Source organism: Goodfellowiella coeruleoviolacea (assembly GCF_024171785.1).
GTDB lineage: Bacteria > Actinomycetota > Actinomycetes > Mycobacteriales > Pseudonocardiaceae > Goodfellowiella > Goodfellowiella coeruleoviolacea.
Genome location: NZ_JAMTCK010000013.1, coordinates 128,187 through 152,472 on the forward strand (window position 1 = coordinate 128,187; position 24,286 = coordinate 152,472).

The 24,286-nt window shown below is 72.5% G+C and carries 26 protein-coding genes; 15 read left to right on the forward strand and 11 right to left on the reverse strand.

Annotated features, from left to right (window positions below; all coding sequences use genetic code 11):
* Positions 1-71 precede the first annotated feature (71 nt).
* From LX83_RS26100 to LX83_RS26120, 5 genes are all read right to left on the reverse strand, one after another.
* On the reverse strand, positions 72-1,367 hold the full coding sequence (locus tag LX83_RS26100) for an ROK family transcriptional regulator (RefSeq protein ID WP_253775970.1): 1,296 nt from the start codon (positions 1,365-1,367) through the stop codon (positions 72-74).
* 373 nt (positions 1,368-1,740) lie between these two features.
* Positions 1,741-2,940 (reverse strand): ROK family transcriptional regulator, encoded by a 1,200-nt coding sequence (locus LX83_RS26105; protein WP_407649675.1) that lies wholly within the window; start codon positions 2,938-2,940, stop codon positions 1,741-1,743.
* Between the two features lie 158 nt (positions 2,941-3,098).
* Positions 3,099-3,290, reverse strand: coding sequence for a DUF397 domain-containing protein (locus LX83_RS26110; RefSeq protein WP_301328921.1), 192 nt, complete (start codon positions 3,288-3,290; stop codon positions 3,099-3,101).
* Between the two features lies 1 nt (position 3,291).
* Positions 3,292-3,510: a DUF397 domain-containing protein gene (locus tag LX83_RS26115; RefSeq protein WP_253775976.1), complete on the reverse strand. Its 219-nt coding sequence runs from the start codon at positions 3,508-3,510 to the stop codon at positions 3,292-3,294.
* 11 nt (positions 3,511-3,521) lie between these two features.
* Positions 3,522-4,352, reverse strand: coding sequence for a helix-turn-helix domain-containing protein (locus tag LX83_RS26120; protein ID WP_253775978.1), 831 nt, complete (start codon positions 4,350-4,352; stop codon positions 3,522-3,524).
* A 217-nt stretch (positions 4,353-4,569) separates the two neighbouring features.
* Here LX83_RS26120 and LX83_RS26125 point away from each other — a divergent pair, with 217 nt between their 5' ends.
* The 6 genes from LX83_RS26125 to LX83_RS26150 all read left to right on the forward strand — a co-directional run bounded on the left by LX83_RS26125 (position 4,570) and on the right by LX83_RS26150 (position 8,925).
* A complete protein-coding gene (locus LX83_RS26125; protein WP_253775980.1) occupies positions 4,570-5,154 on the forward strand; it encodes a hypothetical protein in 585 nt (194 codons plus the stop codon).
* Positions 5,155-5,164: 10 nt separating this feature from the next.
* Positions 5,165-5,416 carry a hypothetical protein gene (locus LX83_RS26130; protein WP_253775982.1) on the forward strand — a complete coding sequence of 84 codons (252 nt, stop codon included), beginning with the start codon at positions 5,165-5,167 and terminating at the stop codon, positions 5,414-5,416.
* A gap of 125 nt (positions 5,417-5,541) precedes the next feature.
* Positions 5,542-5,955 carry a hypothetical protein gene (locus LX83_RS26135; RefSeq protein WP_253775984.1) on the forward strand — a complete coding sequence of 138 codons (414 nt, stop codon included), beginning with the start codon at positions 5,542-5,544 and terminating at the stop codon, positions 5,953-5,955.
* Between the two features lie 79 nt (positions 5,956-6,034).
* On the forward strand, positions 6,035-6,643 hold the full coding sequence (locus tag LX83_RS26140; RefSeq protein ID WP_308204060.1) for a DUF3558 domain-containing protein: 609 nt from the start codon (positions 6,035-6,037) through the stop codon (positions 6,641-6,643).
* Between the two features lie 18 nt (positions 6,644-6,661).
* Positions 6,662-8,053 carry a PPE domain-containing protein gene (locus LX83_RS26145; RefSeq protein ID WP_253775988.1) on the forward strand — a complete coding sequence of 464 codons (1,392 nt, stop codon included), beginning with the start codon at positions 6,662-6,664 and terminating at the stop codon, positions 8,051-8,053.
* A gap of 80 nt (positions 8,054-8,133) precedes the next feature.
* Positions 8,134-8,925 carry an ESX secretion-associated protein EspG gene (locus tag LX83_RS26150; protein WP_253775990.1) on the forward strand — a complete coding sequence of 264 codons (792 nt, stop codon included), beginning with the start codon at positions 8,134-8,136 and terminating at the stop codon, positions 8,923-8,925.
* A 90-nt stretch (positions 8,926-9,015) separates the two neighbouring features.
* On the opposite strand, the gene LX83_RS26155 is transcribed toward LX83_RS26150, so the two are convergent.
* Together LX83_RS26155 and LX83_RS26160 are read right to left on the reverse strand one after the other, a co-directional pair.
* Positions 9,016-9,708, reverse strand: coding sequence for a response regulator (locus LX83_RS26155; protein ID WP_253775992.1), 693 nt, complete (start codon positions 9,706-9,708; stop codon positions 9,016-9,018).
* A 77-nt stretch (positions 9,709-9,785) separates the two neighbouring features.
* Positions 9,786-11,006 carry a sensor histidine kinase gene (locus LX83_RS26160; RefSeq protein WP_253775994.1) on the reverse strand — a complete coding sequence of 407 codons (1,221 nt, stop codon included), beginning with the start codon at positions 11,004-11,006 and terminating at the stop codon, positions 9,786-9,788.
* A gap of 283 nt (positions 11,007-11,289) precedes the next feature.
* On the opposite strand from LX83_RS26160, the gene LX83_RS26165 reads away from it, so the two are divergent.
* Both LX83_RS26165 and LX83_RS26170 read left to right on the forward strand, forming a co-directional pair.
* Complete coding sequence (locus LX83_RS26165) at positions 11,290-12,096, forward strand: TetR/AcrR family transcriptional regulator (RefSeq protein WP_308204050.1); 807 nt, start codon at positions 11,290-11,292, stop codon at positions 12,094-12,096.
* Between the two features lie 159 nt (positions 12,097-12,255).
* Positions 12,256-14,130, forward strand: a complete 1,875-nt coding sequence (locus tag LX83_RS26170) for an ATP synthase subunit B family protein (protein WP_253775996.1) — start codon at positions 12,256-12,258, stop codon at positions 14,128-14,130.
* 16 nt (positions 14,131-14,146) lie between these two features.
* On the opposite strand, the gene LX83_RS26175 is transcribed toward LX83_RS26170, so the two are convergent.
* The 3 genes from LX83_RS26175 to ligD form a co-directional block, all read right to left on the reverse strand.
* The gene (locus LX83_RS26175) at positions 14,147-15,169 is read right to left on the reverse strand and encodes a PrsW family intramembrane metalloprotease (protein ID WP_253775998.1); all 1,023 of its coding nucleotides are present in this window, start codon (positions 15,167-15,169) and stop codon (positions 14,147-14,149) included.
* A 120-nt stretch (positions 15,170-15,289) separates the two neighbouring features.
* Entirely contained in the window at positions 15,290-15,508 is a 219-nt protein-coding gene (locus LX83_RS26180) for a hypothetical protein (RefSeq protein WP_253776000.1), read from the reverse strand.
* 112 nt (positions 15,509-15,620) lie between these two features.
* Positions 15,621-16,640 (reverse strand): non-homologous end-joining DNA ligase, encoded by a 1,020-nt coding sequence (gene ligD, locus LX83_RS26185; protein ID WP_253776002.1) that lies wholly within the window; start codon positions 16,638-16,640, stop codon positions 15,621-15,623.
* 213 nt (positions 16,641-16,853) lie between these two features.
* Here ligD and LX83_RS26190 point away from each other — a divergent pair, with 213 nt between their 5' ends.
* From LX83_RS26190 to LX83_RS26220, 7 genes are all read left to right on the forward strand, one after another.
* Positions 16,854-17,822 (forward strand): asparaginase, encoded by a 969-nt coding sequence (locus LX83_RS26190; protein ID WP_253776004.1) that lies wholly within the window; start codon positions 16,854-16,856, stop codon positions 17,820-17,822.
* A gap of 64 nt (positions 17,823-17,886) precedes the next feature.
* Positions 17,887-18,216: a hypothetical protein gene (locus tag LX83_RS26195; protein WP_253776006.1), complete on the forward strand. Its 330-nt coding sequence runs from the start codon at positions 17,887-17,889 to the stop codon at positions 18,214-18,216.
* 59 nt (positions 18,217-18,275) lie between these two features.
* Positions 18,276-18,707 (forward strand): peptide-methionine (R)-S-oxide reductase MsrB, encoded by a 432-nt coding sequence (msrB, locus tag LX83_RS26200; protein ID WP_253776008.1) that lies wholly within the window; start codon positions 18,276-18,278, stop codon positions 18,705-18,707.
* A gap of 253 nt (positions 18,708-18,960) precedes the next feature.
* Positions 18,961-19,911 (forward strand): TIGR04222 domain-containing membrane protein, encoded by a 951-nt coding sequence (locus LX83_RS26205; protein WP_301328923.1) that lies wholly within the window; start codon positions 18,961-18,963, stop codon positions 19,909-19,911.
* Between the two features lie 261 nt (positions 19,912-20,172).
* Positions 20,173-20,997 carry a DUF692 domain-containing protein gene (locus LX83_RS26210; RefSeq protein WP_253776011.1) on the forward strand — a complete coding sequence of 275 codons (825 nt, stop codon included), beginning with the start codon at positions 20,173-20,175 and terminating at the stop codon, positions 20,995-20,997.
* The gene (locus LX83_RS26215; protein WP_308204052.1) at positions 20,994-21,425 is read left to right on the forward strand and encodes a hypothetical protein; all 432 of its coding nucleotides are present in this window, start codon (positions 20,994-20,996) and stop codon (positions 21,423-21,425) included. Before LX83_RS26210 ends, LX83_RS26215 begins: the two co-directional genes overlap by 4 nt.
* A gap of 173 nt (positions 21,426-21,598) precedes the next feature.
* Positions 21,599-22,162, forward strand: coding sequence for a hypothetical protein (locus LX83_RS26220; protein WP_253776013.1), 564 nt, complete (start codon positions 21,599-21,601; stop codon positions 22,160-22,162).
* A gap of 92 nt (positions 22,163-22,254) precedes the next feature.
* Here the strand turns inward: LX83_RS26220 and LX83_RS26225 are convergent, their stop codons facing one another.
* Positions 22,255-23,682 (reverse strand): aminopeptidase P family protein, encoded by a 1,428-nt coding sequence (locus LX83_RS26225; protein ID WP_253776015.1) that lies wholly within the window; start codon positions 23,680-23,682, stop codon positions 22,255-22,257.
* Positions 23,683-24,286: the final 604 nt, after the last annotated feature.

The window sequence follows — 24,286 nt, forward strand, 5'->3', positions numbered from 1 at the left end:
GGCCCCGTCCGGGCCGGTACCGTCCGGTGTGGACGGTTCGCCCGCCGGTGGTTGGTCTGTCGCCTGGCCGCTCATGCCGGTGCCTCCGTTGCCTGCTCTGCCGAAACCGGGGCGAGGGTGGGGTCGTCGACCACCCGCCGCAGCGCCGCGTACGCCCCACCGCGCCGGGCCGCGTCGAAGCCGAACCGCGCGGCCACCACCGGGGTGCTCGCCGCCTCCGGGGCCAGCACCCTGCTCGCCATCTCGATGCGCACCGGCTCCACCAGCCAGTCGTGCAGCGCCGCGAAGTAGCCGCCGAGCACGACCTGGGCCGGGTTGAGCGCGTTGACCAGGATGGCCACGCCCGCGCCCAGCGCCGAGCCGATCTGCTGGAGTGCCGCCACGGTGCGCCGGTCACCGGCCCTGACCCGGGAGCGGATCACCTCCAGCCGCTGCTCCACGCCCAGCAGCGGGTCGCGGATCGGGTCGTCGGGCATGGCCGCGGCGTGCACCAGTGCGCGCACCCCGACCTGCGTCTCCCAGCAGCCGCGCCGACCGCAGGAGCAGTAGGGGCCCATCGGGTCCAGCGACATGTGCCCGACCTCGCCGGCGAAGCCGAAGGCGCCACGCACCAGCTCGCCGTTGGCGACCAGGCCGCCACCCACGCCGACCCCGCCGCTCAGGTAGAGCAGGTCGTCCACTGTGGACGTCTCCGGCCGGTCCGGCGCGGCCGGCCGGTGGTCGGGCGACTGCCCGGCGCGGGCGTGTTCGGCCAGCGCGCCGAGGTTGGCGTCGTTGTCCACGGCGATCCGGTCCAGGCCGACGCCGGTGCGCGCGGCCAGGGCGTCGGCCACGGCCACCTCGCGCCAGCGCAGGGTGGCGGCCAGCCGCACCACGCCGCTGTCCACATCGACCAGTCCGGGGGTGGCCACGGTGAGGCCGGCGACCCAGCCGCCCGCCCCGGCCACCTCGGCCGCGGTCGCCTCGGCCACGGCGGCCAGTTCGTCCAGGGCCCGGTCGGGTGCGAGCGCGGGCACGTCGCGGGCCAGCCACCGGCGGGCGACCACCGCGCCGGTCAGGTCCAGGGCCACCGCGCCGAGGTGGTCGGCGGCGATGTCCAGCCCGATCCCGCACACCGCGGCCGGGCGGAGTTCCACCAGCTGTCCCGGCCGGCCCGCGCCACCGGCGGCGGCGCCGCCCAGGCGCACCAGCCGGCGCGCCACCAGGTCGGCGACCAGCTGCGACACCGTGGCCTTGCTCAGCCCGGCGAGCACGGCGAGCCGGGCCCGGGACGCCGGGCCGTGGTGCTGGAGGGTGCGCAGCAGCAGCGCGAGGTTGGCGCGGCGCGGCCCGGCGGCGTCGGCCGGGCGTGCTCGCGTGTTCGCCACTGCTGCTCCACTTCGTTGGGGAAGCGATCGAACCTGCGTGGTTCAACTCACACAGAACCGTGCCCAACCGCTACTTCGGGCGCAATCCACCGTTTGTCGTATCAAAGTGGAACACACTTTCGCCTGAACTGATCAAAAGTCGGCTCATTTCACGCGAAAGTAGCGGCCCGAGTACGCAGCGCGAGCAACTGAAGGCCGAACCGCGCCCAGCCGGACTCCCCCGAGCCGGCGGACGCCGGCACGGGTTCAGGGCGATGCGAAAGGTGCGGAACGGGTCGAGGCCGGTTCAGCTCAGCCCAGTGGTTCAGCCCAGTGGTTCAGGCCGGTGGCTCAGGCCAAGCCCGGGGTGGGGCGGCGCGGTCCGGGGGCGGGCTCAGCCGCGGTGCACCGCGAAGGCGTGCTCGGTGGCCAGCCAGGACGCGCCCACCACCCCGGCCAGGTCCCCCAGCTCGGACAGCACGATCGGCAGGTTGCCGGTGGCCAGCGGCATGGACCGGCGGTAGACCGAGCTGCGCACCTCGGCGAGCAGCTGGTGGCCGAGCAGCGCCACCCCGCCGCCGATCACCACCATGCCGGGGTTGATGAAGCTGACCAGCGAGGCCACCACGTGGCCCAGCCGCCGGCCGCCCTCCCGCACCAGGTTGATCGAGGCGAAGTCACCCGAGGCCGCGGCCACGCCCACGTCCCGGGCGGTCAGCGTGCCCTGGCGGGCCAGCACCTCGGCCAGGTGCGCCGAGCGGCCACTGCGGGCCAGCGTGAGCGCGTCCCTGGCCAGGGCGGCGCCACCGAAGTAGGCCTCCAGGCAGCCGACCTCACCGCAGGCGCACGCCGGGCCGTAGTCGTCGAGCCGGATGTGGCCGATGTCCCCGGCCGTGCCGGCCACCCCCCGGTACACCCGCCCGCCGAGCAGGATGCCGCAGCCGATGCCGGTGCCGACCTTGACGAACACCAGGTCGTCCAGGGAGCGGGCCACGCCGGCGTGCCGCTCGCCCAGGGCCATCACGTTCACGTCGTTGTCCACCGCGACCGGGCAGCCCCACCGCCCGGCCAGCCGGTCGCGCACCGGGAACCGGTCCCAGCCCGGCATGATCGGCGGCGCCACCGGCATCCCCTCGCGGAAGCTCACCGGCCCGGGCAGCCCCACCCCGGCGGCCACCAGCCGGCCCGGCACCTCGGCCATGACCTGCTCGGCCAGGGCGGCGACCCGGTCCAGCACGGTGGTGGGCCCCTGGCGCACGTCGCACTCCTGGGACTGGTGGGCGAGCACCTCGCAGCGCGCGTCGGTCACCGCCACCCCGATCGAGGTAGCGCCCACGTCGACGGCGAGGAACCGCAGGTCGGTGGCGAGTTCCACCAGCGTGGAGCGCCGCCCGCCCCGACTGGCCGCCGGCCCGCCGGACTCCACCAGCCGCACCTCGGCCAGCCGACCCAACTCGGTGGCCAGCCGCGCCCTGGGCAGCTCCAGCCGCTCCCCCAGCTCCACCCGGGACAGCGGACCCTCGTCGCGCAGCAGCGTCAGCAACCGCGACTGGTGCCGCGACGCCACACCCGGTGCTGCCCCCTGTACCGGCACGCCCACCCGTTCACCTCGCGACGCTTGAGCCAACGACCACTGAGCCACCCATTCAAGCGCAGCCCCGCACCAGGCCGGCCGGTCAGGTTGCCCAGCAACCACCACATCAGCGAAGAGCGCCCGGCGACCACGTCCCCGGGCGCTCCACCGTGTTCAGCTCAGTGCCGGACGTCGAGCCGACCACCCTTGACGGCCGAGAGAAACGCGGCGAACGCCGCAGACTCGAATGTCAGAGTTCCAGCCGCCGGCCGCTTGCTGTCCCGAACAAAGCTCCGGTCGACAGAAACGAGCATCTCAACGCAGTTGTTGTCCGGCTGACCGCTGTACGAACTCTTCCGCCAAGTCGACATTTTATCGCCCCAAGTCGTATTGACCGGCCTTCACGTTCAGGAGGAACCCGCTGAACACAGTGGTTGGGAAAATGATGGCCGGCCCACTCGCGAACTTGCTGTCGCGGACGGCAGTTCCCGCGCCGACGCGGGCAAGTTCAACGCACTGTGCCCCGCCACCTCCACTGAACGTGCTCTTTCGCCAGGTTGCCCCAGCAAGGGTGGATGCAGGCTGCCACATGTGTCGCTCCCTCAGTCGGCAATGTCTCGAATACGGTCTTGCAACAGACTTCTGGTGTCCTCGTCAGACAGACTTCGCTCCCACATCTGTTCGAGGACCAGACTGTACGCTCCAGGGGTCTTGATGTAGTCCGCACCGGTCAACGTCTCCGCGTACACGATGTGCGCCTTCGCCGCCTCGATGTAGAGCAGCGTGAAGGGGCAGCTCAAGCCTGGGGCCGCACCAGATTGGAACGGCATCACGCGGATCGCCACGTGCGGAAGCCGCGAAAAATCGAGCACACGCTCCAGTTGGCGGCGGAGCACCCCGTTCCCACCCACTTGGCGGTACAGCGCCTCCTCACCCAATATCAGGCGAGTACGAGTGGAGCTTGCCCGAAGACGCTCACCCCTTTCCTCCCGAGCAGCAGCCATGCCCATGACTTCACTGCCAAGGATCACGGGCGACCACATGAGCTGAGCGCGAGCGTATTCCATCGTTTGCAGAAGACCAGGGACTTCTGGGTACACCATGTCGATCGTGGACGCTACCCGCTCAAATGCCACATAATCGCGTCCGGAGTCCGCCACGCGTTCCGGTGCCGCGTACCGGCGTGACGCGGCGGCCAGCCTGCGAATGTCCTCAGCCTCGGCACCAATCACGTTGCACAGCTTGAGCAGCGCTTCAGTGTCCTTCGGAGACGGTGAAATCCGCCCAGTCTCGATCTTGCTGAGCTTTCCTCGGTACCAACGAAGGGCGCTGTTAGCTGCTTCCAGTCCAAGTCCAGCCCGCTCGCGTAGCTCCCTCGCTCGGTTCCCGAGGATCAGACGCTGGACAACTGGCCCGGGATCTTCCTCCGCCATGAGGCAAGTCTGCCCCAGCCGCGCCCACGTGAGCCGAACACCCAAGAGCTACCGACAGCAACACATCTGCACCCGTTCGGGGCAGGACAATGTTTGCGTCACTCGCGTAGTCTCTCGAAACCACGGTGCTCCTGACCTCATCCCGCTCTACCCGCCCCCACTTCCGTCCACTGAGGACAGTCGAGATCACGTCAGCCACGTTGATACGGAGGTGTTCATGACGTACGCCTACGTCCTGTGCGAGGTGCACAATCCGAACAGGATCTGCGAGTGGTACGAGAAGTTGAAGGTCGAGCTGGTGGAGATCTCCGACGTCTCGCCGGAGTCATTGCGGGAGCACACGAACAGGCTGCGCGAGTGGGGCCTGCGCGAGCTGACGGCCGGCCAGTACGACGACGCGAAGTACGCGGCGCTGCTGGTGGAACCGCGCAAGGACATGTGCGGCAACGACTTCGTCGACACCAGCGCCCCCTACTACTGGGAGGACATCTTCTGGTTCGACGGTTACGCCCTGGTCGAGCCGCCCAGCGAGGACACCGGTGCCCCCTCGCTGACCCTTCGACTGGACAAGGACACCACGGCGTCCTACCTCGGTGCCGCCAGCGGTGAACCGGCCCTGGTCGTCGCCACCGCCGACGGTCAGGTCACCTTCGAGCCGTCCGACCCCGCCCACCTCACCCACGACGACCTGCGCATCGCCCACCGCCTGCTGGTCGCGGCCCAGGCGTTCCACGACGCGTGCTGGCGTGGCTGCGCCCAGAACAGGATCAACACCACGTGGCGCGCCAGCGCGTCGGACTGACCGCTGGCGCGTGTGCCTGCTGGCTCCGCTGTTCCTGTCGGCTACGGCCGCCTGCACCGCGCCGATGCCCGCCGACCCGGCCAGTGCCCCAGCCGCTGATCCGGGTTTCGCCAGCGAGCGGGTCGGCCTTCCCGCTCCCCGGCCGGACACTCGCGCCTCGGCTGCCCGATGGGCAGCGGACAACCTCGACCCACCGGACCTCTCGAAGAAGGCACTGGCCGACGCCATCGCCACGGACGTGATCAAGTCCCAGTTCAACTGACAGTGCGCCCCGCTACGCCACTCGCGTGACGTCCGGCCCATTCACTCAACTCCACCCCGCTGCGTGTCCGACTTGCTACAGTCAGTGCGTTTGCCAGAGTGAGAAAGTGGATGTGAGGGGAGTCAGTGAACGAGTGGCGTGGGGCGGACCGGCCCTTCGACAACGCGCCTTGGAACAAGGAAAACCAGCCAGCGCCGCCGGTCCAGCCGTGGAGCGGGGGCGGCGGCAAGGTCACCGTTAACAAGGACAACGTCCTCCAGATCGCCAAACTCTTCCAGGACAAAGCCATCCAGCTGTATGAAACTGTCGACCGCCGAGCTAATCGGATGCGTTCCAAGCCGGCCTGGGATGATCCGGTGAGTAAGGATATGGCTCGCGTGCTCAACTATCGACTTATTGACGCCTCAGACTCATATATTTCCCGGGCTCGCCAGTACGCTGACAACCTTGCCGATACGGCAGAAGAGCTTAAGGCGACCGCGAAGTCGTACGGATATACAGATGAGGACATCAAGCGGGCGCTAGACGAGAACGGTTGACAGCAGACGGGCTGTAAAGCCACAAAAGAGTGACGAGAACGGAGAATCGTTGACCACGACTGCTGCTGGTCGCTGCATAGTGCTTAGTACAGCGATCGGTGTCGGTGCACTCATCCTTGCTTCATGTAGTCCGATGCGGGATCAGCCCTCTGTCAGTGGGACCCAGCAGACTTCCTCCAGCGCTGTCTCGACTGGCAGGACCAGTGGTGACGGCGGAGAGAGCCTGCCCAAGCGCCCTGAAGAGTTGAAGGTTGACGGCATTGATCCCTGCAAGCTGTTGACTGAGTCGCAGCAGAAGGAGCTTGGCACGGACCAAGCGCCTCGTTTGAACGCAGACGGAGCTGACAGCCTGGGCAATCCCCTATGTGGCTACCGGAAAGTTGAAGGCACGCCACGTTATGGCTATTCGGTTTCGCTTGTTCCTCAGGAAGGGGCGGACGTCTGGCTGAAGGAGAAGCGCAACGCTGAGGTCAAGGTGCTGAATGTGGGCGGCTTCGGCGCGGTGGAGACTCGACTACCGGGTGACCAGGACATCTCGTGCAATGTCGTGGTGGATGTCGCCGAGGGGCAGAGCCTTGACATGCAGTTCACGCTTTACACGGCAGGCGCGATACCGCTGGAGCAGATGTGCGCCAATGCCAGGCATGGCGCCGAACTGGCTGTGCAGACGTTGCAGACGTTGAAGTGAACGGGATTAGGGGGAGCGATGATTCCGGAGATTCGGTACAACCGGTTCGAGGGCGTGGGCCTGCCCGAGAAGAACGGATGGATGCAGCAGGGTGAGGGGCCGATGGCCCTGATTTCGACGCAGGACGAGTTGCGCGGTCTGGGTGAGGACATCGCCGATGCTGAGGCCGACCTGCGGCGGGCCATTTCCGATCTGGGGGGATCGTGGGAAGGTGGCGCGGCGGAGTCGGCGAGTGCGCAGTTCGTGGCGGCCGCTGACTGGTTGGGTGATTCCGGGGATCTGACCAGCCAGGCGAGCCGGGGTGTTGAGGAGCAGGCGACTGCGGCTGGGGATGTGCGGAACAAGGTGCCACCGCCGCCAAGTCTGGACCAGAGCTTTGGTGATCGCCTTCAGGATGGGGCGGCGAGCATGGTCAACGCGTGGACGTTCGGCGTGTTCGACGTGCAGACCGACGCGCAGGAGAAGGTGGCCGCCTATCGGCAGGCCGACCAGGAAGCCAACCGGGCGCTGTACGAGTACGAGTCGGCCACTCGTGCTCGGGCGACGAGCATGCCGGCCATGCGGGAGCCGCCGACGATGGTGGTGAACCCGGCTCCGGTGACCGACACCACCAACGTTCAGTCGGTTGATTCGTCGACGTATTCGGTTGATCGGCGGGCGGGGCAGGCCGACCCGTCGTACGCCTCGTATGCCACGACCGGGGATCAGGTGCGGCGGGCACCGTCGCTGCCACCGACCACTCCAGGAGTGGACTACCCGGGTGTGGTTCCGCCGCGAGGACCGGACCCCGTCCGGCAGGTGCGACCGGTGCCGTGTCCACCGGTGGACACGACCACTCCGTCCTTCCACCACCAAGACCCGGTGTCCGAAGTGGAGCGTCAACGGCAGCTGGAGCAGCAGCGGGAACAGCAGCGCCTGGAGCAGCTGCGCCGCGAGTACGAGGACGGCCTGCGGCAGCGGCGCGAGGCGCAGCGCCTGCCCGCGTGGGGGTTGCCGCCGGGAGGTGTTGGGCAGGGACCGGGTGGAACGGTTGGTGGCGTGGGGTCGCGGGGCCTGGCTGGTGCGGGAACGCGAGGTGGTATCCCCGGTGGCGTGCCCGGTGGGGGCGAGCCGGGTGGCAGGGTCCCGGGTGGGGTGGCCCGGCCGGGTGTGGGCGCGGTCGCGGATGAGCGGGTTGGTGGGGCGGCGGGCACCCGGGCTGGCACGGCGGCCGGTGCTGGTGCGGGACGTGGGGTTGGCGCGGCTGCTGGTGCGGGCATGGGTGCCGGTGCGGTCGGGCGCGGCGGCAAGGGCGAGGAGGACGTGGAGCACTCCGACAAGTACGCCCGTCCCACCGATGAGCACTTCGTTGACGACGAGGGTGGGCAGAAGGTCGCGCCGCCGGTGATCGGCGAGCTGCCGCACCGCTGATCACGCGTTCTCACCCCACCTGATTCCCCACCCCGTGACGTTGCTGTCGCGGGGTTTCCGCTGCTCGTGTTGGTGAGGCGATGACTGCTGCCATAGGTGAGTGGACACCGGTTGAGCTGTCCACAACGGAGTTTGAAGTGTGCTGGTCGACGCTTGGGCTCGGTGAGCTGCCCCACGTTCTCGATCTTCCCAGCCCGGGCGACACCTGGCCGGAGCGCGAGGAGATCGTCAGGTCCACCCGAGAATCGTTGGCGGCCAGGGGGTTGGCTGATCAGCGGAGTCTGCATCCGGACCTGGCCGGGCAGCTGGCCAGGCTCGCACGGTTCTCCTGGGCGGTGGACGCCCGCCTGCACACCGAACAGCGACTGCGGGCGTGGGGCTCGGTCATCGGCGGGGCCGCGGTGTTGGCCGTGGTTGACGACGACCGGGACACGGTGGTCACCCGTGCCCTGCCGGAACACGCGTTGCTCAGCCAGCTGGTGGGGCTGTTGCCCCAGGCCGAGACGCCGCGGTACGACTCGGTGAGTGTCGAGGCGTCCACGCTGGACGCGGCGGTGGCCGAGGCGAGGCAGACACAGACCAGTGACGTCGGCGTGCTCGCGGACGCGTTGACGCGGCGCGGGGTGCGGGCGGCGCAGGCGCGGGCGGTGGCGCGCATGGTGGACGGCGCGGGCTGGCGCGGGCAGTTCGGGGCGACCGTGGCGGAGGAAAGGGGAACCTGGCGGCGGGCCCGCCGGGTGGTCGGGTTCCACGACACGCCCGCCGGGCGGATCATGCACCTGCGCCGGGACGGCTGGGTCACGCTGGTGCCGGCCGGGCCGCGGCAGCTGGTGACCGCGATCGGAGAGCTGGTAGGGGAAACCCGGGGGTGAGCCCCCACGGAGTCAGGACCGCGCACTGAGCACGGCACGGGCCAGCCGCTGCCGCCGAACCGCTGATCGCGCGTTCTGGCGCTGGGCGGCTCAGCGCGGGTCGACACCCCGCCCGGCCACCACCAACCCCGTCTCGTAGGCGACGACCACCGCCTGGGCGCGGCTGGCCAGGTCGAGTTTGGTCATGATCCGGTTGAGGTGCGTCTTGACCGTGCCCTCGCTGATGGACAGCCGCGCCGCGATGTCGGCGTTGGTGATGCCGGTGCCGACCAGCCGCAGCACCTCCTGCTCCCGGGTGGTGAGCGCGTCCAGCGACCAGCGGCCCGCCGGCGCGGTGGGTTCGGCGGTCTCGGCGGCGCGCTGGACGTAGGTCTCCACCATCCGGCGGATCACGCTGGGCGCGAACAGCATCTCGCCCTCGGCCACCGTGTGGATGGCGCGCAGCAGCCGCGCCGGCTCGGTCTCCTTGAGCACGAACCCGGCCGCGCCCGCGCGCAGCGCCTGGTAGACGTACTGGTCGAGGTCGAAGGTGGTGAGCATGACCACCCGGGGCGGCGGCTCGGGCGCGGCGGCGAGGATGCGCCGGGTCGCGGTGATGCCGTCCACGCCGGGCATGCGGATGTCCATCAGGACCACGTCCGGTCGCAGCGCCGCGGCCATGCCGACGGCCTGCTCGCCGTCGGCCGCCTCGCCCACCACGTTCAGCCCGGGTGCCGCGGTCAGCAGCGCGACCAGGCCCGCTCGGATGAGCGCCTGATCGTCGACGACAAGCACGCTGATCATCAGCTGGTGTTCTTCCCTGGTGCGCCGGTTCACTGTTGGTGCCGCCGCCCAAGGTTCGCTGCTCCCCCGGGGAGCGATCACGGCAGCGGCATGGTCAACTCCACAGCGAACCCGCCTTCGACGCAAGGCCCGGCCGTCACGGTTCCGCCGTAGAGCCGGGCGCGTTCCCGCATGCCCACCAGTCCGTGCCCGCCACCGTCCCCGGTGCTGTCCTCGGCCGGGGGCGGCGCGCTGCCCGCGTCGTTGCTGATCCGCACGGTCAGCCGCTGGCCGTCGCGCCGCAGCCGCACCTCGGCGCGGCACGGGCCGGCGTGCTTGAGCACGTTGGTCAGCGCCTCCTGGACCACCCGGTACACGGTCAGCTGCAACGCGGACGGCAGCGTGCGCACGTCGTCGGCCAGGTCGACCACCACGTCCACCCCGGCCGCGCGGACCCGCTCGGCCAGCGCGGGCAGCCGGTCGAGCCCGGGCGCCGGCCCGTCCTCGGGCAGCAGCGGGTCGGCCGCGCCACCGGCGTCGGCGTCGGGTGCCCCGGGCCCGTCCGCCCCGCGCAGCAGGGTCAGCAGCCGCCGCATGTCCCTGAGCGTCTCCCGGCTGGTCCCGCCGATCACGTCCACCGCGCCGCGCGCGGTCGCCGGGTCGGTGTCGAACACGTAACTGGCCAGCCCGGCCTGCATGGAGATCACCGCCACGTGGTGGGCGACCACGTCGTGCAGCTCCCGCGCGATGCGCAGCCGCTCCTCGGCCACGGCCTGCTCGGCGCGGCGCCGCTGTTCCTCGCGCAGCCGCGCGGTGGTCTCGGCCAGCTGCCGGTTGCGCTCGGCCAGCTGCCGGGTCAGCCCGCCCAGGATCCACGCGCCCGCCGGCACCGCGGTGGCCTGCACCAGGGCCGCGGCCCACGGGAACTGCGGGGTCATCCCGCTGTAGAACAGCACCGCGGCGGTGACCAGCGCGCCGCACGCCGCCTCCCGGTTCGGGCGCAGGCCGGCGAGGCTGTAGAGGGCCAGCACCGGGCCCCAGTAGTTGAGGCTGGGGCTGTGCCCGACGGTCAGGTAGGCCACGTAGGCCAGGGACACCAGCAGCAGCACCAGCATCGGCGCCAGCCGGCGCACCGCCAGCGGCAGGCAGATCAGCGCGGTCAGCAGGTAGGAGTCCAGGTGGAACCGGCGCCACCCCGGTTCGTGGTACACCGCGCCCATCACGCACATGGCGGCGAACAGCACCACGGCCAGGACGGCGTCCGCGACGCGTGGATCTGTCCGCCGCAGTCGCTGTTCCACCCTCGCCCGGACAGACACCGCCAGAGCCTAACCAGCCACGCCGCCCGGTCGCGTCGCACCGGAGGCGCAGCCGCGCTACTCCCCAGGTTGACCCGGCCGCGGCGGCGTCACCCCCAGGTGGACCCGGAATCCACCGCGTGCGGGACGTGATCGCGGCCCGGCCCGACTAGCGTTGCGCGCCGATCGCCGTGGCGCACACCAGCAGGGGGCCGCACATGTCCTGTTCGGACGATCCGGCACGACCGGACGCGGCGAGCCGGCTGCGCGGCGTGGACATGAACGTGGACGTGGACGTGGACCGATGACGGCGCCCCCAGCACCGACGTCCACGGCACCAGCGCCCCCAACACCGGCGTCCACAGCACCGACGTCTGCGGCACCGACGTCCGCGGCACCGACGTCCGCGGCACCGACGTCCGCGGCACCGGCGTCCACGACATGCGCACCCGCACGCGCGGCCCGACCGGCGCTGCGGGCCGACGCCCGGCGCAACCGGGCCCGCATCCTGGCCGCGGCCGAGGCCGTGTTCGCCGCCGGTGGCGCGGCCGCGTCCACCGAGGAGGTCGCCCAGCGCGCCGGCGTGGGCATCGCCACCGTGTTCCGCCACTTCCCCACCAAGGAGGCGCTGCTCCAGGCGATCGTGGTGGGCCGGCTGCGCGCCCTGGCCCGGGAGGCGGACGAATCCGGTGGGGACGGCGACGCGGGCACGGCGTTCTTCGCGTTCTTCCGGCGGGTGATCGGCCAGGCCGCGGCCAGGACCGCCTACCTGGCCGCACTCGCCGACACCGCACTCGCCGACACCGCACTCAGCGACACCGGGCCCAACGACACCGGCCCCAACGACACCGCATCCAGCGACACCGGCCCCGGCCGCACCCCGGGCGGCGGCAGCGCGGTCGACCAGGCCGGCCAGGACCTGCTGCGCGCGGTCGGTGCCCTGCTCGGCCGGGCCCAGCGCGCCGGGGCGGTGCGCGCGGACCTGCGGCCGGCCGAGGTGATCGCGCTGCTGGTGGGCGCCGCCCGAGCGGTGGAGCACGCCGGCTGCGACACCGCGACCCGGGACCGTATCCTCGACGTCGTGTTCACCGGACTGCGCGCCGGGAGCTGACACTGGGGCTGGGCCGGCCGCGTCGGCCCGATTCGCGCACACCGAACGAGTTCACCGACGTCACCGCGTGTGTGCATGTCATTCTCCTGCTGGTCGGCCGGCGCTGGTACACCAGTGACACGCGCCGGAGGCCGACGCCGAGGCCCGCCGAGGAGGGACATGCCGCAGCCAGACCGCCACCCCGGCGCGGTGGCTCCCCCAGCCGCCACGCTCGCCCCGCCCGCGGCGCTGGCCACCGAGAAGTGGGCCGACGGCGGTGCGCTGGCGCTGCTGCGCGCGTACGAGCCGGTGATCATGCACACCAGGGGCGAGCAGTTCCTGCCCACCGCCGTGGACGGCTACGTGCGCGCGTGCGGGCTGTGGGTGACCACCAGGGACGGCCACCAGGAGCCGGTGGCCGAGCCCGGCGAGCTGACCCTGGAGGCGCTGGCCGACATCGCCGCCGCCCGGTCCACCGACGCGCTGCACCTGCGGTTCGTGCACGAGCCGTTCGGGCCGGCCGAGGTGCGGCGCTGGCGCCGGCAGAACCGGCCGAGCACCGGGCTGTCCGGCCGGCTGGCCGCGGTGGGCATGGTCAGCAGGGTGATCGACGTGCTGGTCAAGATCTCCCTGGTGGTGCGCGGCACGGTGCCCGGCGGGCTGGCCGCCGCCGCGGCCACCCAGTACCAGCGGACGCTGGCCCCGGCCGGCTGCACCTACTACGGCCGGGTGGTGCGCGACGGCGGGTTCGTGGTCTGCCAGTACTGGTTCTTCTACGCCATGAACGACTGGCGCACCACGTTCGGCGGGCTCAACGAGCACGAGGCCGACTGGGAGACGGTCAGCGTGTACCTGGCCGAGACCCCCGAGGGGCTGCGGCCGGCGTGGGTGGCCGCGTCCACCCACGAGTCGGTCGGCGACAACCTGCGGCGCCGCTGGGACGACCCGGACCTGCGGCGGCGCGGCGACCACCCGGTGGTGTTCGTGGGCGCCGGCTCGCACTCCGGCGCCATCCTGCCCGGCGACTACCTGATCGCGGTCAACCCCAAGCCGCTGCGCCCCCTGGTGCACCGCTACCAGCAGCTGACCGGGTTCCTGCTGCCGTGGACCAGGGACCGGGACCGGCGGGGCATCGCCGTGCCGTTCATCGACTACGCGCGCGGCGACGGCCCCCAGGTCGGGCCGGGCGGCGCGCACCCGTGGCAGGCCGTGCTCATCGACGACGACACCCCGTGGGTGCGCTCCTTCCGGGGCCTGTGGGGCCGGGACACCCGGGACTGGCTCAGCGGGGAACGCGCCCCGGCCGGCCCCCGCTACAACCGCGACGGCACCGTGCGCACCTCCTGGGCGGACCCGGTGGGCTGGGCCGGGCTGCACAAGGTCGCCCCGGACCCGGCGGCCCGCACCCGGGCGCTGGCCGAGCGGGTCACCGCGCTCGACGAGCTGATCGCCGAGGCCGAGGCCGACATCGAGGAGCGCCGGCGGCGGCTGCGCGCCCAGGCCGCGGAACTGGCCTCGCTGCGGCGGCAACTGGCCACCCGGGAGCTGGCCAGGGAACGCGCCCAGGCGATCGAGGAGGCCGAGCGGGAACTGGCCAAGCTGTCGGCGCACCGCACCCGCCTGGCCGAGGAGCGCGCCGCCCACCGGGAGTCGCTGCGCGACCCGCTGCCACCCGACCCGCCCCAGGCCCACCTGCGCGACCCGCACCTGCCCTACCGCAGCACCCAGCGCGGCCGGGTCGGGTTCCTGCGGGTCTGGGCCGCGCTGAGCATCCCGCTGTTCATCCTGACCATGGCCGCGCTGACCTCGGTGCCGGTCCACATCGGACTGCCCGCGTTCGCCGCCGTGCTGCTCGCGTTCACCACGGTCGAGGCGCTGGCCCGGCGCAAGCTGCTGGCGTTCCTGGCCAGCCTCGGCATGCTGGTGGGCGCGCTGCTGGTGCTGATCGGGCTGCTGTTCCTGCTGGTCCACTTCCGCCGGCTGGCCCTGGTGGGCCTGCTCGGCATCGGCGCGACCGCACTGCTCGTCGCCAACGTGCGCGACCTGCGCCGCTGACCCGGTGCCGGCAGGTTCAGGCTGGCGGCCCCAGCGGGTTGGGCGGCGGTCCCAGCGGTCCGGGTGGCGCTGGTCCCGCCGCGGGCCCCGGCGGTGTCTGCCCTGGTGCGGGACTGGTGCGGGGCAGGCGCTCGCGCAGCCGGGCCAGCCACGCCAGCCCGAGCAGCGCCACCAGGGCCAGCCCCACCCAGTTGATCAGGGTGAACAGGTGCGCCTGCAACGGTGTCGGCGCCACCACGTACCCGAGCTGGAACAGCTGGTACTGCCAGGCGGTGCCGGTGAGCACCACGGTGAGCACCACGGCGATGCCGTGCATGGCGTCCCACAGCGCGTGCAGCAGGGACACGCCCAGGTAGGCGAGCACCACCCCGCCGGTCAGCCGCAACCGCCCGCCTCGGCTGGCGGCGAACACCACCCCGCCCAGGATCGCCGTCCACAGGCCGTGCCCGACCGGCGCCAGCACCCCGCGCAGGATCTCGGTCTCCACCAGCTGCCCCAGGGACAGGCCGCGCATGGTCAGCATGGCGTTGAAGGCGTAGCCGGAGGTCTCCAGCGCGGCGAAGCCGAAGCCGACCGCCGCGCCCAGCAGCAGGCCGTCGGCCAGGGTGCGCTCGGCCCCGCCCCCGGCGAAGGCGCGCCGGGTGACCAGCATGAGCGCGAGCAGCTTGGCCAGCTCCTCGACCAGACCGACCCCCAGGTACAGCCACACCGTCGGGGCCAGCAGGTAGCTCTCCACCAGGGAGGCGGCCAGCACCCCGAGCAGCCCGCCCACCAGGAACGCCCTGGCCACCAGGTACAGCGTCACGGTGTTGCCGCGCAGGTGCTCGAACGCCCACGCCACGAACGTGACCGGCACCAGGAAGCTGCCCAGCAGCACCACGGTGGGCAGCAGGGTGGTGTTGCCGGTGAGGAAGGTGACCACCACGCTCAGCACCCACAGCAGCGCGCCGGTGCCCAGGACCCGCGGCCACGCCCTGGGCGCCCGGCCGGGCGCGGGCACCGCGTCGGGCCGGGGACCGGGTGGTCCAGCAAGGCTCACGGGCGAAGGCTAGGGCCGTGCCCGGCGAGGCGCAGCGTGACCGCCGACGGGGGCGCTCCGGCCGGGTGAACCACCGCCGAATCAGCCTCGCCCCAGGTCAGGACGCTGCGGTGGGCGCAATCAGCGGGGCGGTTCCGGGTGCTCGGCCTCGTCGACCCGCAGCCGGTACTCGCAGCCGAACTCCACGGCGTAGTGCAGGTCGTAGTGGTGCACGATCTTGGGCCCGGAGTGCAGGTACACGTGGGTGACGGTCTGCTTGGGGATCAGCGGCTGCGGTCGGGACTCGACCCGGCCGTCCAGCGGGCCGCCGACGAACCGCACGACGTAGTCCTCGGTCATCGGGATCCCTCCGTTCAGCCGACCGCGTGCCCGCCATCCATGCTACGGACCTCGGGCGGAGCGCACGCCTGGTCGCGCCGGGCGAGTTGCCCGGGGCAGACGGATGCGCAGGTCACCGGCGTTTGGCCCGACTGGGTTGCACCCGTTTGGGCTCTCCCGGCATCTTCGGGTAGTCGGGCGGGTAGGGCAGGTCGCCCAGCTGGTGGTCGCGCTGGTCCCGCTCGTACCACTCCAGCAGGCCCTCGATGCCGAAGGCGCGGTCGTTGACGCTGGCGTGCGCGTCGCCGTGTTCGGCCAGCCAGTCGGGCACGGTCAGCACGGTGTGCTCGGCCGGGTCCACCTCGGTCAGCTCGGCCCAGTCCAGCGGCACGGACACGGTGGCGCGCGGGGTGGCGCGCACCGACCAGGCCGAGGCGATGGTGCGGTCCCTGGCCGCCTGGTTGTAGTCCAGGAACACCCGCCGGCCGCGCTCCTCCTTCCACCACGCCGTGGTCGCCTCGGTGGGCATCCGCCGCTCCACCTGCCTGGCCAGCGCGATCACCGCGTGGCGCACCTCGGTGAAGGTCCACTCCGGACGGATGCGCACCAGCACGTGCACCCCGCGGCCGCCCGAGGTCTTGGGGTAGCCGACCAGCCCGGCCTCGTCCAGCACCTCGTGCAGCACCCCGGCCACGCGCACGGCGTCGGCGAAGTCCGTGCCCGGCTGCGGGTCCAGGTCCACCCGCAGCTCGTCCGGGTGGTCCAGGTCGGGCCGGCGCACCGGCCACGGGTGGAAGTCGAAGGTGCCCAGGTTGGCCGCCCACACCAGGACGGCCGGCTCGGTCGGGCACAGCTCGTCGGCGCTGCGCCCGGACGGGAACTCGATGCGCGCCGACTCCACCCAGTCGGGCGCGCCCCTGGGCAGCCGCTTGCTGTAGAACGGCTCGCCGGTCACGCCGTCGGGGTGGCGCTTGAGCATGGTCGGCCGGTCCCGCAGCACGGCCAGCAGCGGCTCGGACACCGCCAGGTAGTAGCGCACCACCTGTTCCTTGGTGATGCCCGGTTCCGGGAAGTAGACCTTGCCGGGGTTGGACACGCGCACGCGCCGGGTGCCGTGGGGCCCTGGCACGTCGAGTTCGAGGTGCTCGCCCATGACAGCGACGGTAGTGCCGCGCGCACCCGGCCACCGGGTGAACGCCCTGAGTGATCGCGCCCGAGGCGGGTGTGTCACGTGCGTCTCTTCGGCCGGTCCACGGCTCGACAGCGCGGCCGGCGCTTGGGTTCACTGGCCACCACCGCGGCGGGGCGGGCCTCCGCGCGCGCCGTGGCCAAACGTTTGGGACGAGGAAGGGGCGGGTGGCAGCGGGTGAGCGGGTACCAGGTCGTCGCCGAGGTGCGACGCGGGGACTTCGTGGAGTCGGTGCACCACGGCAGCGTGGTGGTGCTGGGGCCGGACGGGCGGACCGTGCTGTCCGTGGGCGAGCCGGAGCGGGTGGTCTACCCCCGGTCGTCGAACAAGCCGTTCCAGGCGCTGGCCATGCTGCGGGCCGGCCTGGACCTGCCCGCCGAACTGCTCGCCCTGGCCTGCGCCAGCCACTCCGGTGAGGACTTCCACGTCGACGGGGTGCGCCGGGTGCTGGCCGGCGCCGGGCTGACCGAGGCCGACCTGCGGTGCACCCCCGGCCTGCCGATCGGGCCGGACGCGCACGCCGCCCACCTGGCCGCCGGCCGCGGTCCGGCACCGCTGTACATGAACTGCTCCGGCAAGCACGCGGCCATGCTGGCCACCTGCGTGCACAACGGCTGGCCCACGGCCAGCTACCTGTCGCCGGACCACCCGTTGCAGACCCGCGTCAGCGACACCCTGGCCGAACTGGCCGGCGAGCCGATCGGCGCGGTCGGCGTCGACGGCTGTGGCGCCCCGCTGTTCGGGATCAGCCTGGTCGGTCTGGCCAGGGCGTTCGGCCGGCTGGCCAGCGCACCGGCCGGCAGCAGGCGGCGGCGGGTGGCCGACGCGATGAGCCGCCACCCGGAATGGGTCGGCGGCACCGGCCGGGACGTCACCGCGCTGATGCGCGCGGTGCCGGGCGCGGTGGCCAAGGACGGCGCCGAGGGCGTGTACGGGCTGGGCCTGCCGGACGGCTCGGCCGTGGCGGTCAAGATCGCCGACGGGTCGAGCCGGGCCCGGCCGGTGGTGCTGGTGGCGGCGCTGCGCCGGCTGGGGCTGGCCGCGGACCGCGCCGACCTGGCCGCGCTGGCCGAGATCGCCGCCGTGCCGGTGCTGGGCCACGGGGAGAAGGTCGGCGCGGTCGTACCCGCACCGGTCCTGGCCTGACCCGACCGGTCGCACCCCGGGCGTGCGGCTGCGCTGCCGGTGCGCGCCGCCGTACTGTGGGGGCATGGGTGTCTACGTTCCGCCCCGGCCGGGGGACGGGGACGACGAGCGGCGCTCCGGACCGCCCGGCCGGTTCGGTGAGGACCTGGTCGGGCTGGACCCCGACGACCCCGAGGCCAGGGCGTTCGCCGAGCACCTCGACCGGATGGAGCGCATCCGCCCCAGCTACACGGTCGAGGGCTACCTGGACGGCGTTGGCGACTTCGTCGACTCGGCCAACCGCAGCACCGGCCACCAGCGCCTGGTCGCGGTCCTGGTGGTCGGCCTGATCCTGCTGGGTGTGCTGGTGGCCGTGTGGCAGGCCCTCGGCTCGATCGTCGCCATCCTGTTCTGACGTCCTGCCCCGGAGTCCCGCACCGGAGCCCTGGTGGACGCGCGGGTTAGCGTGAACATATGAAGCCTGTCGCCGATGCCACCCCGAAGGTCACCAAGTCGGAACGCGAGTGGCGGGACGAACTGACCCCGGCCGAGTACCACGTGCTGCGCGAGGCCGGCACCGAGCCGGCCTGGACCGGCGAGTACGTGGACACCAAGACCGTGGGCGTCTACCAGTGCCGTGCCTGCGGCGCTGAGCTGTTCCGCAGCGAGACCAAGTTCGACTCGCACTGCGGCTGGCCGTCGTTCTTCTCCCCGCTGGCCGAGGACCGGGTCATCCTGCGGGAGGACCGCAGCCTGGGCATGGTGCGCACCGAGGTGCTGTGCGCCACCTGCCACAGCCACCTGGGGCACGTGTTCGAGGGTGAGGGCTACCCGACCCCGACCGACCAGCGGTACTGCATCAACAGCATCTCGCTGACCCTGGTCAGCGAGTCGGACCAGGGCTGACCACCAGGGCCGGCCGACCCGGCCCGCGTGCGTCCGACAGTCGTGGCGAAGTAGCGAATCGCGTCTTTTCCCGGGGCATTCCGGTGACCGCTGGGCCGGTTGCCGGAATGCCCCGACCGTTGTCGAAAACGAAACCCTAAGCCTTCGTCAATCCTCTTGCCCCGGTGTGGCCCAGGGCACACCATTGGCCGTGGATCTGGATCAGCCCGGCGAACCACCGAGTTCACCGGCCCAGCCACGCTGAGGGGGCAACATGCACGAGTCGTGGGGTTTGACGGGTCCACAGTTTTTGGCCGGCTACGGCGTGGCTCTCGCCGTCGCTTTGATTTCTGGCCTGATCGTGCGCGCCCGAATGCGCGCGGCCGCCCAGAACAAATCAACTGAGCCGCTTTCCGCGGACGAATTGGCCTATCTCGCCGGCGGGCCGAGGCGGGTGGCCGAGGCCGCACTGGCCCGGCTGGTCGAGTCGGGGGCGCTGCGGACCAGCCGGGCCGGCACGGTGTCGGTCACCGGTGTGCCGGCCACCGGTCCGGTGGACCAGGCGGTGCTCGCCGACGCCAGCCGGCACCTGCGCCGCACCGTGTCGCTGCTGCTGGCGTCGGTGGTCAACCACCCGGCGCTGAGCCGCGACCTCGCCAGCGCGCTGGTGCGCCGCGACCTGCTGGTCGCCGCCGACACCGTGCGGGCCAGGCTGCGCCTGGCGGTGACACCCCTGCTGGTGCTGCTCGGCGTCGGCGTGCTGCGTTGGATCAACGGGGTGGCCGTGGGCGCGCCCGTCGGCTGGCTCACGGTGCTGCTGCTGGTCACCGCGGTGCTGGCGGTGCTGCTCAGGAGCCGCCCGGCCGTGCCGCGCACCGAGCGCGGGCAGCGGCTGCTGGAAGCCGCCAGGGACCGCCTGACCGGGTCCGTGTCCCCCTGGCACGGGGTGCCGCCCGGACAGGTGCCGCCGGCCGCGGGTGATCTCGTCGCGGTGCACGGCCTGGGCGCCTACCCCGACCCGACCGTGCGGCGGGTGCTGGCGCCGGCCAGGCCCCGCCGCCGCTTCGGGTCCTCGACCACGGTCGCCTCCAGTTGTTCGGGCGGGATCGTCGCCAGCGGCTCGTGCTCCAGCGGCTCGGACTCGTCGTCCTCGTCGTCCTCGTGCGGCAGCGGGAGCAGCGGCTGCGGCAGTGGCTGTGGCGGCGGCTGCGGGGGCGGCGGGTGACCTCGAAGACCAGCCCGGGGGGATGGGGGTGCTGAGCGGACCACGGGGGTTGTCGAACCGGTCGCCGCTGGTCGGCCGCTGAGCCGCCCGGACCGTCGTCGACACCGCTCAACACCCGGGGTGCCCAGGCCGGCCGGCCGGGCACCCCTTCCCCGGCGCGGCCGCGGCCGAGAACCGGCCGCGGCACACGAGCCGCCGGAACACGAGTCGCGGGAACACGAGTCGCGGGGCGAGAGCCGCAGCGGGAGAGAGGAAACGGACATGGTGGCGATTCCCCGACTGGGGGTGGGCATCGGCTGGCGGTCGGAGATCGACCTGACCGTGGAGCGGCTGCCCCAGGTCGACTTCGTCGAGGTGGTGGCGGAGAACCTGAGCCCCGACCGGCTGCCCGAGTCGCTGCGGGTGCTGCGGGGCCGAGGGGTGCCGGTGCTGCCGCACGCCGTGTCCCTGTCGCTGGGCGGCGCTGAGCCGGTCGACCGGGACCGGGTGGCACACCTGGCCGCGCTGGCCGAGGCGCTGGACGCGCCGCTGGTCAGCGACCACGTGTGCTTCGTGCGGGCCGGCGGCCTGGATTCCGGGCACCTGATGCCGGTGCCGCGCACCGCGGACGCGTTGGACGTGCTGGTGGCCAACGTCCGGGCCGCCCAGGCCGAACTGCCGGTCCCGCTGGCCCTGGAGAACGTGGCCGCGCTGCTGGACTGGCCGGACGGGGAGCTGACCGAGGGCCAGTTCCTGGCCGAACTGGTCGAGCGCACCGACTGCCTGCTGCTGGTGGACGTGGCCAACCTGCACGCCAACGCCCGCAACATCAACACCGACCCGGCCGAGTTCCTGACCGCCATCCCCCTGGAGCGGCTGGCCTACGTGCACGTGGCCGGTGGTGTCGAGCACCACGGCGTCTACCACGACACGCACGCCCACCCGGTGCTGCCCGAGGTGCTCGACCTGCTGGCGGAGCTGCGCCGCCGCGTCGACCCGCCCGGCGTGCTGCTGGAACGCGACGACAACTACCCCAGTGACGCGGAACTGGCCGCGGAGTTGGACGCCATCCGCGCCGTGCTGGCCGACCCGGAGCAGCGGCGGTGACCAGCTCCACCGGTGCGGCGCGCGGCGCCGGCCCCAGCAACGCCAGGGTCAGCAACGACCGCGCAAGCGACGCCAGGGCCACCGAGGCAGCGCGGCAACGGCTGGCCGCCCAGCAGGCCGAACTCCTGCACGCGCTGCTGGCCGGCGGCACCCCACCGGCCGGATTCGACCAGCAGCGGCTGCGCGCCGAGGCCAGCGCCCTGCTGGCCAAGCGGCGCGGCGTCGTGGCCGTGCTGCGCCCCGACCTGACCGAGGCACTGGACGAGCGCTTCCGCCCGTTGTTCGACGAGTTCGCCGCCGACCACCCGCGCCGCGCCGGCACCCGGATGCGCCAGGACGCGGCCGCGTTCGCCACCTGGCTCGTCGAGCGGGGCGCACTGCCCCCACCCCGCCGACGCCGCTGGTGGCACCCCCGCCCCGCGAGTTGACTTTGCAAACCCCGCGAGTTGCACGTTCAGGCAGGGCCATCCGGGTGACAAGAGCCAGAAAAACCCGGCACCACCCCGGCCGCACCGGTGTCGGCGACGGCGCGTGCTCCCCGGGGCGGGCTGTCACCTCCTGGTGAGGCAACCCGGTGCGGCGGCTGGTCCGTCTGTGCGGTGTGCCTCACCACACCTCCACGCTCCGTCCGTTCGTCCCGCTGTCCGCCGCCCTGGTCGCGCTGACCGCCTGCGGCAGTGCCGTCGAGGCGGGCGGCCAGGTCTGCACCGAGATCGCCACCCGGGTGGGCATCAGCCTGGACATCGCCCCACCGCTGGCCGATCGGGTCGCGGCCGCCACCATGACGGTGTGCTGGGACGGTGTGTGCAGCACACCGCTGGTCGAGCTGGCACCGGCCACCACGGCCGGGCCGGCCAGCTGCGCCAGCGGCGGCACCGGCCCGGACGTCGCCTGCGCGGCCGAGGCGGTGCCCACCGGCGGCAAGCACGGCTTCGCCGACCTGGGCAACCTGCCGGAGCGGGCCGTGCGGGTGCGGCTGACGCTGACCGACACCACCGGCACCACCGTGGTCGAGCAGCAGGTCGACACCACGCCGGCGCTGGAGCACCCGAACGGCCCCGGCTGCCCACCGGGCGGGCCGCAGGCCGGGCTGCTGGTCAGCGGCGACGGCCAGGTGACCGGACGCGCCCCGGCGGCCGGGTCCGCCACCACGACCACCGGCTGAGGCGCCCCACGCGGCCCGACCAGGCGCCCGGCCGGTCACCGCTGGCCGGTCACCAGCCGACTGGTCACCACCAACTGGTCACCGCTGGCTGGTCACCGCTGGCTGGCCACCCAGCGCTCGATGCCGTCGGCGTCGATGGGCAGGTCGGCGGAGAGCACGTCAGCGCCGGTCGCGGTCACCACCAGGTCGTCCTCGATGCGCACCCCGATGCCGCGCAGCTCGGGCGGCACGGTCTGGTCGGTCGCGTGGAAGTACAGCCCCGGCTCCACGGTCAGGGTCATGCCCGGCGCGAGCACGGCCTCGTGGTACGCGGACGCCCGCGCGCTCGCGCAGTCGTGCACGTCCAGCCCGAGGAAGTGGCCGACACCGCAGACGATGTAGCGGCGGTGGTGCTGGTTGTCCGACTCCAGCGCCTCGTCAACGGACACCGGCAGCAGACCCCAGTCGTGCAGGCCCTGTGCCAGCACGGCCATGGCCGTGCGGTGGAACGCGCCGTAGTCCTGCCCCGGCCGCACCTCGGCCATCGCGGCCAGGTGCGCCCGGTGGACCAGGTCGTAGACCTGCCGCTGCGCCGGACTGAACTCCCCGGACGCGGGGAAGGTCCTGGTCACGTCGGCGGTGTAGAGGGTGTTCACCTCCACGCCGGCATCCAGCAGCACCAGCCCGTCCTCGGGCACCGCGCCGTCGCAGCGCACCCAGTGCAACACGGGCGCGTGCTCGCCGGCGGCCACGATGGTGGCGTACCCGGGACCGTTGCCGCTGGTCCGGGCACGCCGGTCAAAGGTGCCCTGCAGCCAGCGCTCACCACCACCGCGGATCGCGGCCGGCAGCGCGGCGGCCACCTCACCGAAGCCGACCACGGTGGCGTCCACGGCCGCCCGCAGCTGGCCGATCTCCCAGTCGTCCTTGATGGCGCGCAGCTCGGCGAGGGTGGTGCGCAGCGACCCGGCGGACTCCACTTCGAGCAGCGCGTCCACCAGCGGGTCGGCCCCGCGGGTGGCCATGATCGCCGGGTGCCGGCCGCGCAGCGCCGCGGGCAGTCCCTCCAGGTCGCGGCAGGGCATGCCGAGCACCCGCGACCACGCGTCCAGGTCTGGCACGGCGCCGATCCACAGCTGGCCGTCCCTGGCGTTGGCGAAGAAGTCGACCTCCTTGGGACCGGCCGGGGCGCGCAGGTACAGCTCGGCCTCGTGCCCGCCGGGAACCGGGTGCATGACCAGCACGGCGCCCTCGGCATCGCACCCGGTCAGCCAGGAGAAGTCGCTGTCCGGCCGGAAGGCGTAGTCGGTGTCGTTGGACCGGACGGGCGCGCGGCCGGCGGCGACCACCACGCGTCGGCCGGGCACCTGCTCGCTGAGCCGCCGCCGGTGGTCGGCCGCGGCCTGGGCGGCCCCGGCGGGCAACCGCGGCTCGCGGACCGGATCGTCCCAACCGGACTGGACAAAGGCACGGAACCCGGCCGCGTCCACGAGCCTGCTCGGATCACGCCGGGCCGGGCGCTGGTTGCCCTCGGTGCTCATGACTGCCTCCGTCGGTGTCGTCGTTGCGGTGCTGTGTCGTTGTGGTGGTGTGTCGCTGCGGTGGTGCTGCGCTGCTGCCGCGATCCTTGTCCGACTTCACCCGCTCGCGCCAGCCAGGGTCGCCCACCCCGCGCGACCCCCAACCGCACCGCGACCGTCACCGGCACGGCTCCCGGCCTTGATCGGCCGTCAGGGTGAATCATCCCGGCACCCGGATGAATTTCTGGTTCCACTGCGGCGGAACACCGGCGGAAATGTCGCCAACGGCCGGGGCACCGGCCCGACCACGTCATCGAGGGCGGCGTTGTCCGGCGCCATCCACACCGAATCACAATCCCGCGCTCCCGGTGCGGCGCGCCGGCCGCGCCAGCGCACCGGAATCCGGTACGGCGGCCCACGCGGCGCAGCCCCACCACTGGCAGCGCCACTCACCCGAGCGCCGACCGGCCCCGGGATCGGGATCGAAACCGCAGGACAACGGCACGGCAGCGACCAGCGCCACCGGGCAAGCACCGGATCAGACCAGCACGGAATTCTACCCGGCAAACACCGGTCAATTCCCCAGGATGCGTTTCACCCACCACCTGCCGCAGCCGGACCGCCT

Coding starts and splice junctions, on each gene's coding strand:
- msrB (WP_253776008.1), top strand. CDS start 18,276: ATGAAGCCTGTCGCCGATGCCACCCCGAAGGTCACCAAGTCGGAACGC.
- LX83_RS26170 (WP_253775996.1), top strand. CDS start 12,256: ATGCCGCAGCCAGACCGCCACCCCGGCGCGGTGGCTCCCCCAGCCGCC.
- LX83_RS26110 (WP_301328921.1), bottom strand. CDS start 3,290: ATGTCGACTTGGCGGAAGAGTTCGTACAGCGGTCAGCCGGACAACAAC.
- LX83_RS26145 (WP_253775988.1), top strand. CDS start 6,662: ATGATTCCGGAGATTCGGTACAACCGGTTCGAGGGCGTGGGCCTGCCC.
- LX83_RS26125 (WP_253775980.1), top strand. CDS start 4,570: ATGACGTACGCCTACGTCCTGTGCGAGGTGCACAATCCGAACAGGATC.
- LX83_RS26225 (WP_253776015.1), bottom strand. CDS start 23,682: ATGAGCACCGAGGGCAACCAGCGCCCGGCCCGGCGTGATCCGAGCAGG.
- LX83_RS26115 (WP_253775976.1), bottom strand. CDS start 3,510: ATGTGGCAGCCTGCATCCACCCTTGCTGGGGCAACCTGGCGAAAGAGC.
- LX83_RS26120 (WP_253775978.1), bottom strand. CDS start 4,352: ATGGCGGAGGAAGATCCCGGGCCAGTTGTCCAGCGTCTGATCCTCGGG.
- ligD (WP_253776002.1), bottom strand. CDS start 16,640: ATGGGCGAGCACCTCGAACTCGACGTGCCAGGGCCCCACGGCACCCGG.
- LX83_RS26195 (WP_253776006.1), top strand. CDS start 17,887: ATGGGTGTCTACGTTCCGCCCCGGCCGGGGGACGGGGACGACGAGCGG.
- LX83_RS26150 (WP_253775990.1), top strand. CDS start 8,134: ATGACTGCTGCCATAGGTGAGTGGACACCGGTTGAGCTGTCCACAACG.
- LX83_RS26180 (WP_253776000.1), bottom strand. CDS start 15,508: ATGACCGAGGACTACGTCGTGCGGTTCGTCGGCGGCCCGCTGGACGGC.
- LX83_RS26165 (WP_308204050.1), top strand. CDS start 11,290: ATGACGGCGCCCCCAGCACCGACGTCCACGGCACCAGCGCCCCCAACA.
- LX83_RS26210 (WP_253776011.1), top strand. CDS start 20,173: ATGGTGGCGATTCCCCGACTGGGGGTGGGCATCGGCTGGCGGTCGGAG.
- LX83_RS26205 (WP_301328923.1), top strand. CDS start 18,961: ATGCACGAGTCGTGGGGTTTGACGGGTCCACAGTTTTTGGCCGGCTAC.
- LX83_RS26155 (WP_253775992.1), bottom strand. CDS start 9,708: ATGATCAGCGTGCTTGTCGTCGACGATCAGGCGCTCATCCGAGCGGGC.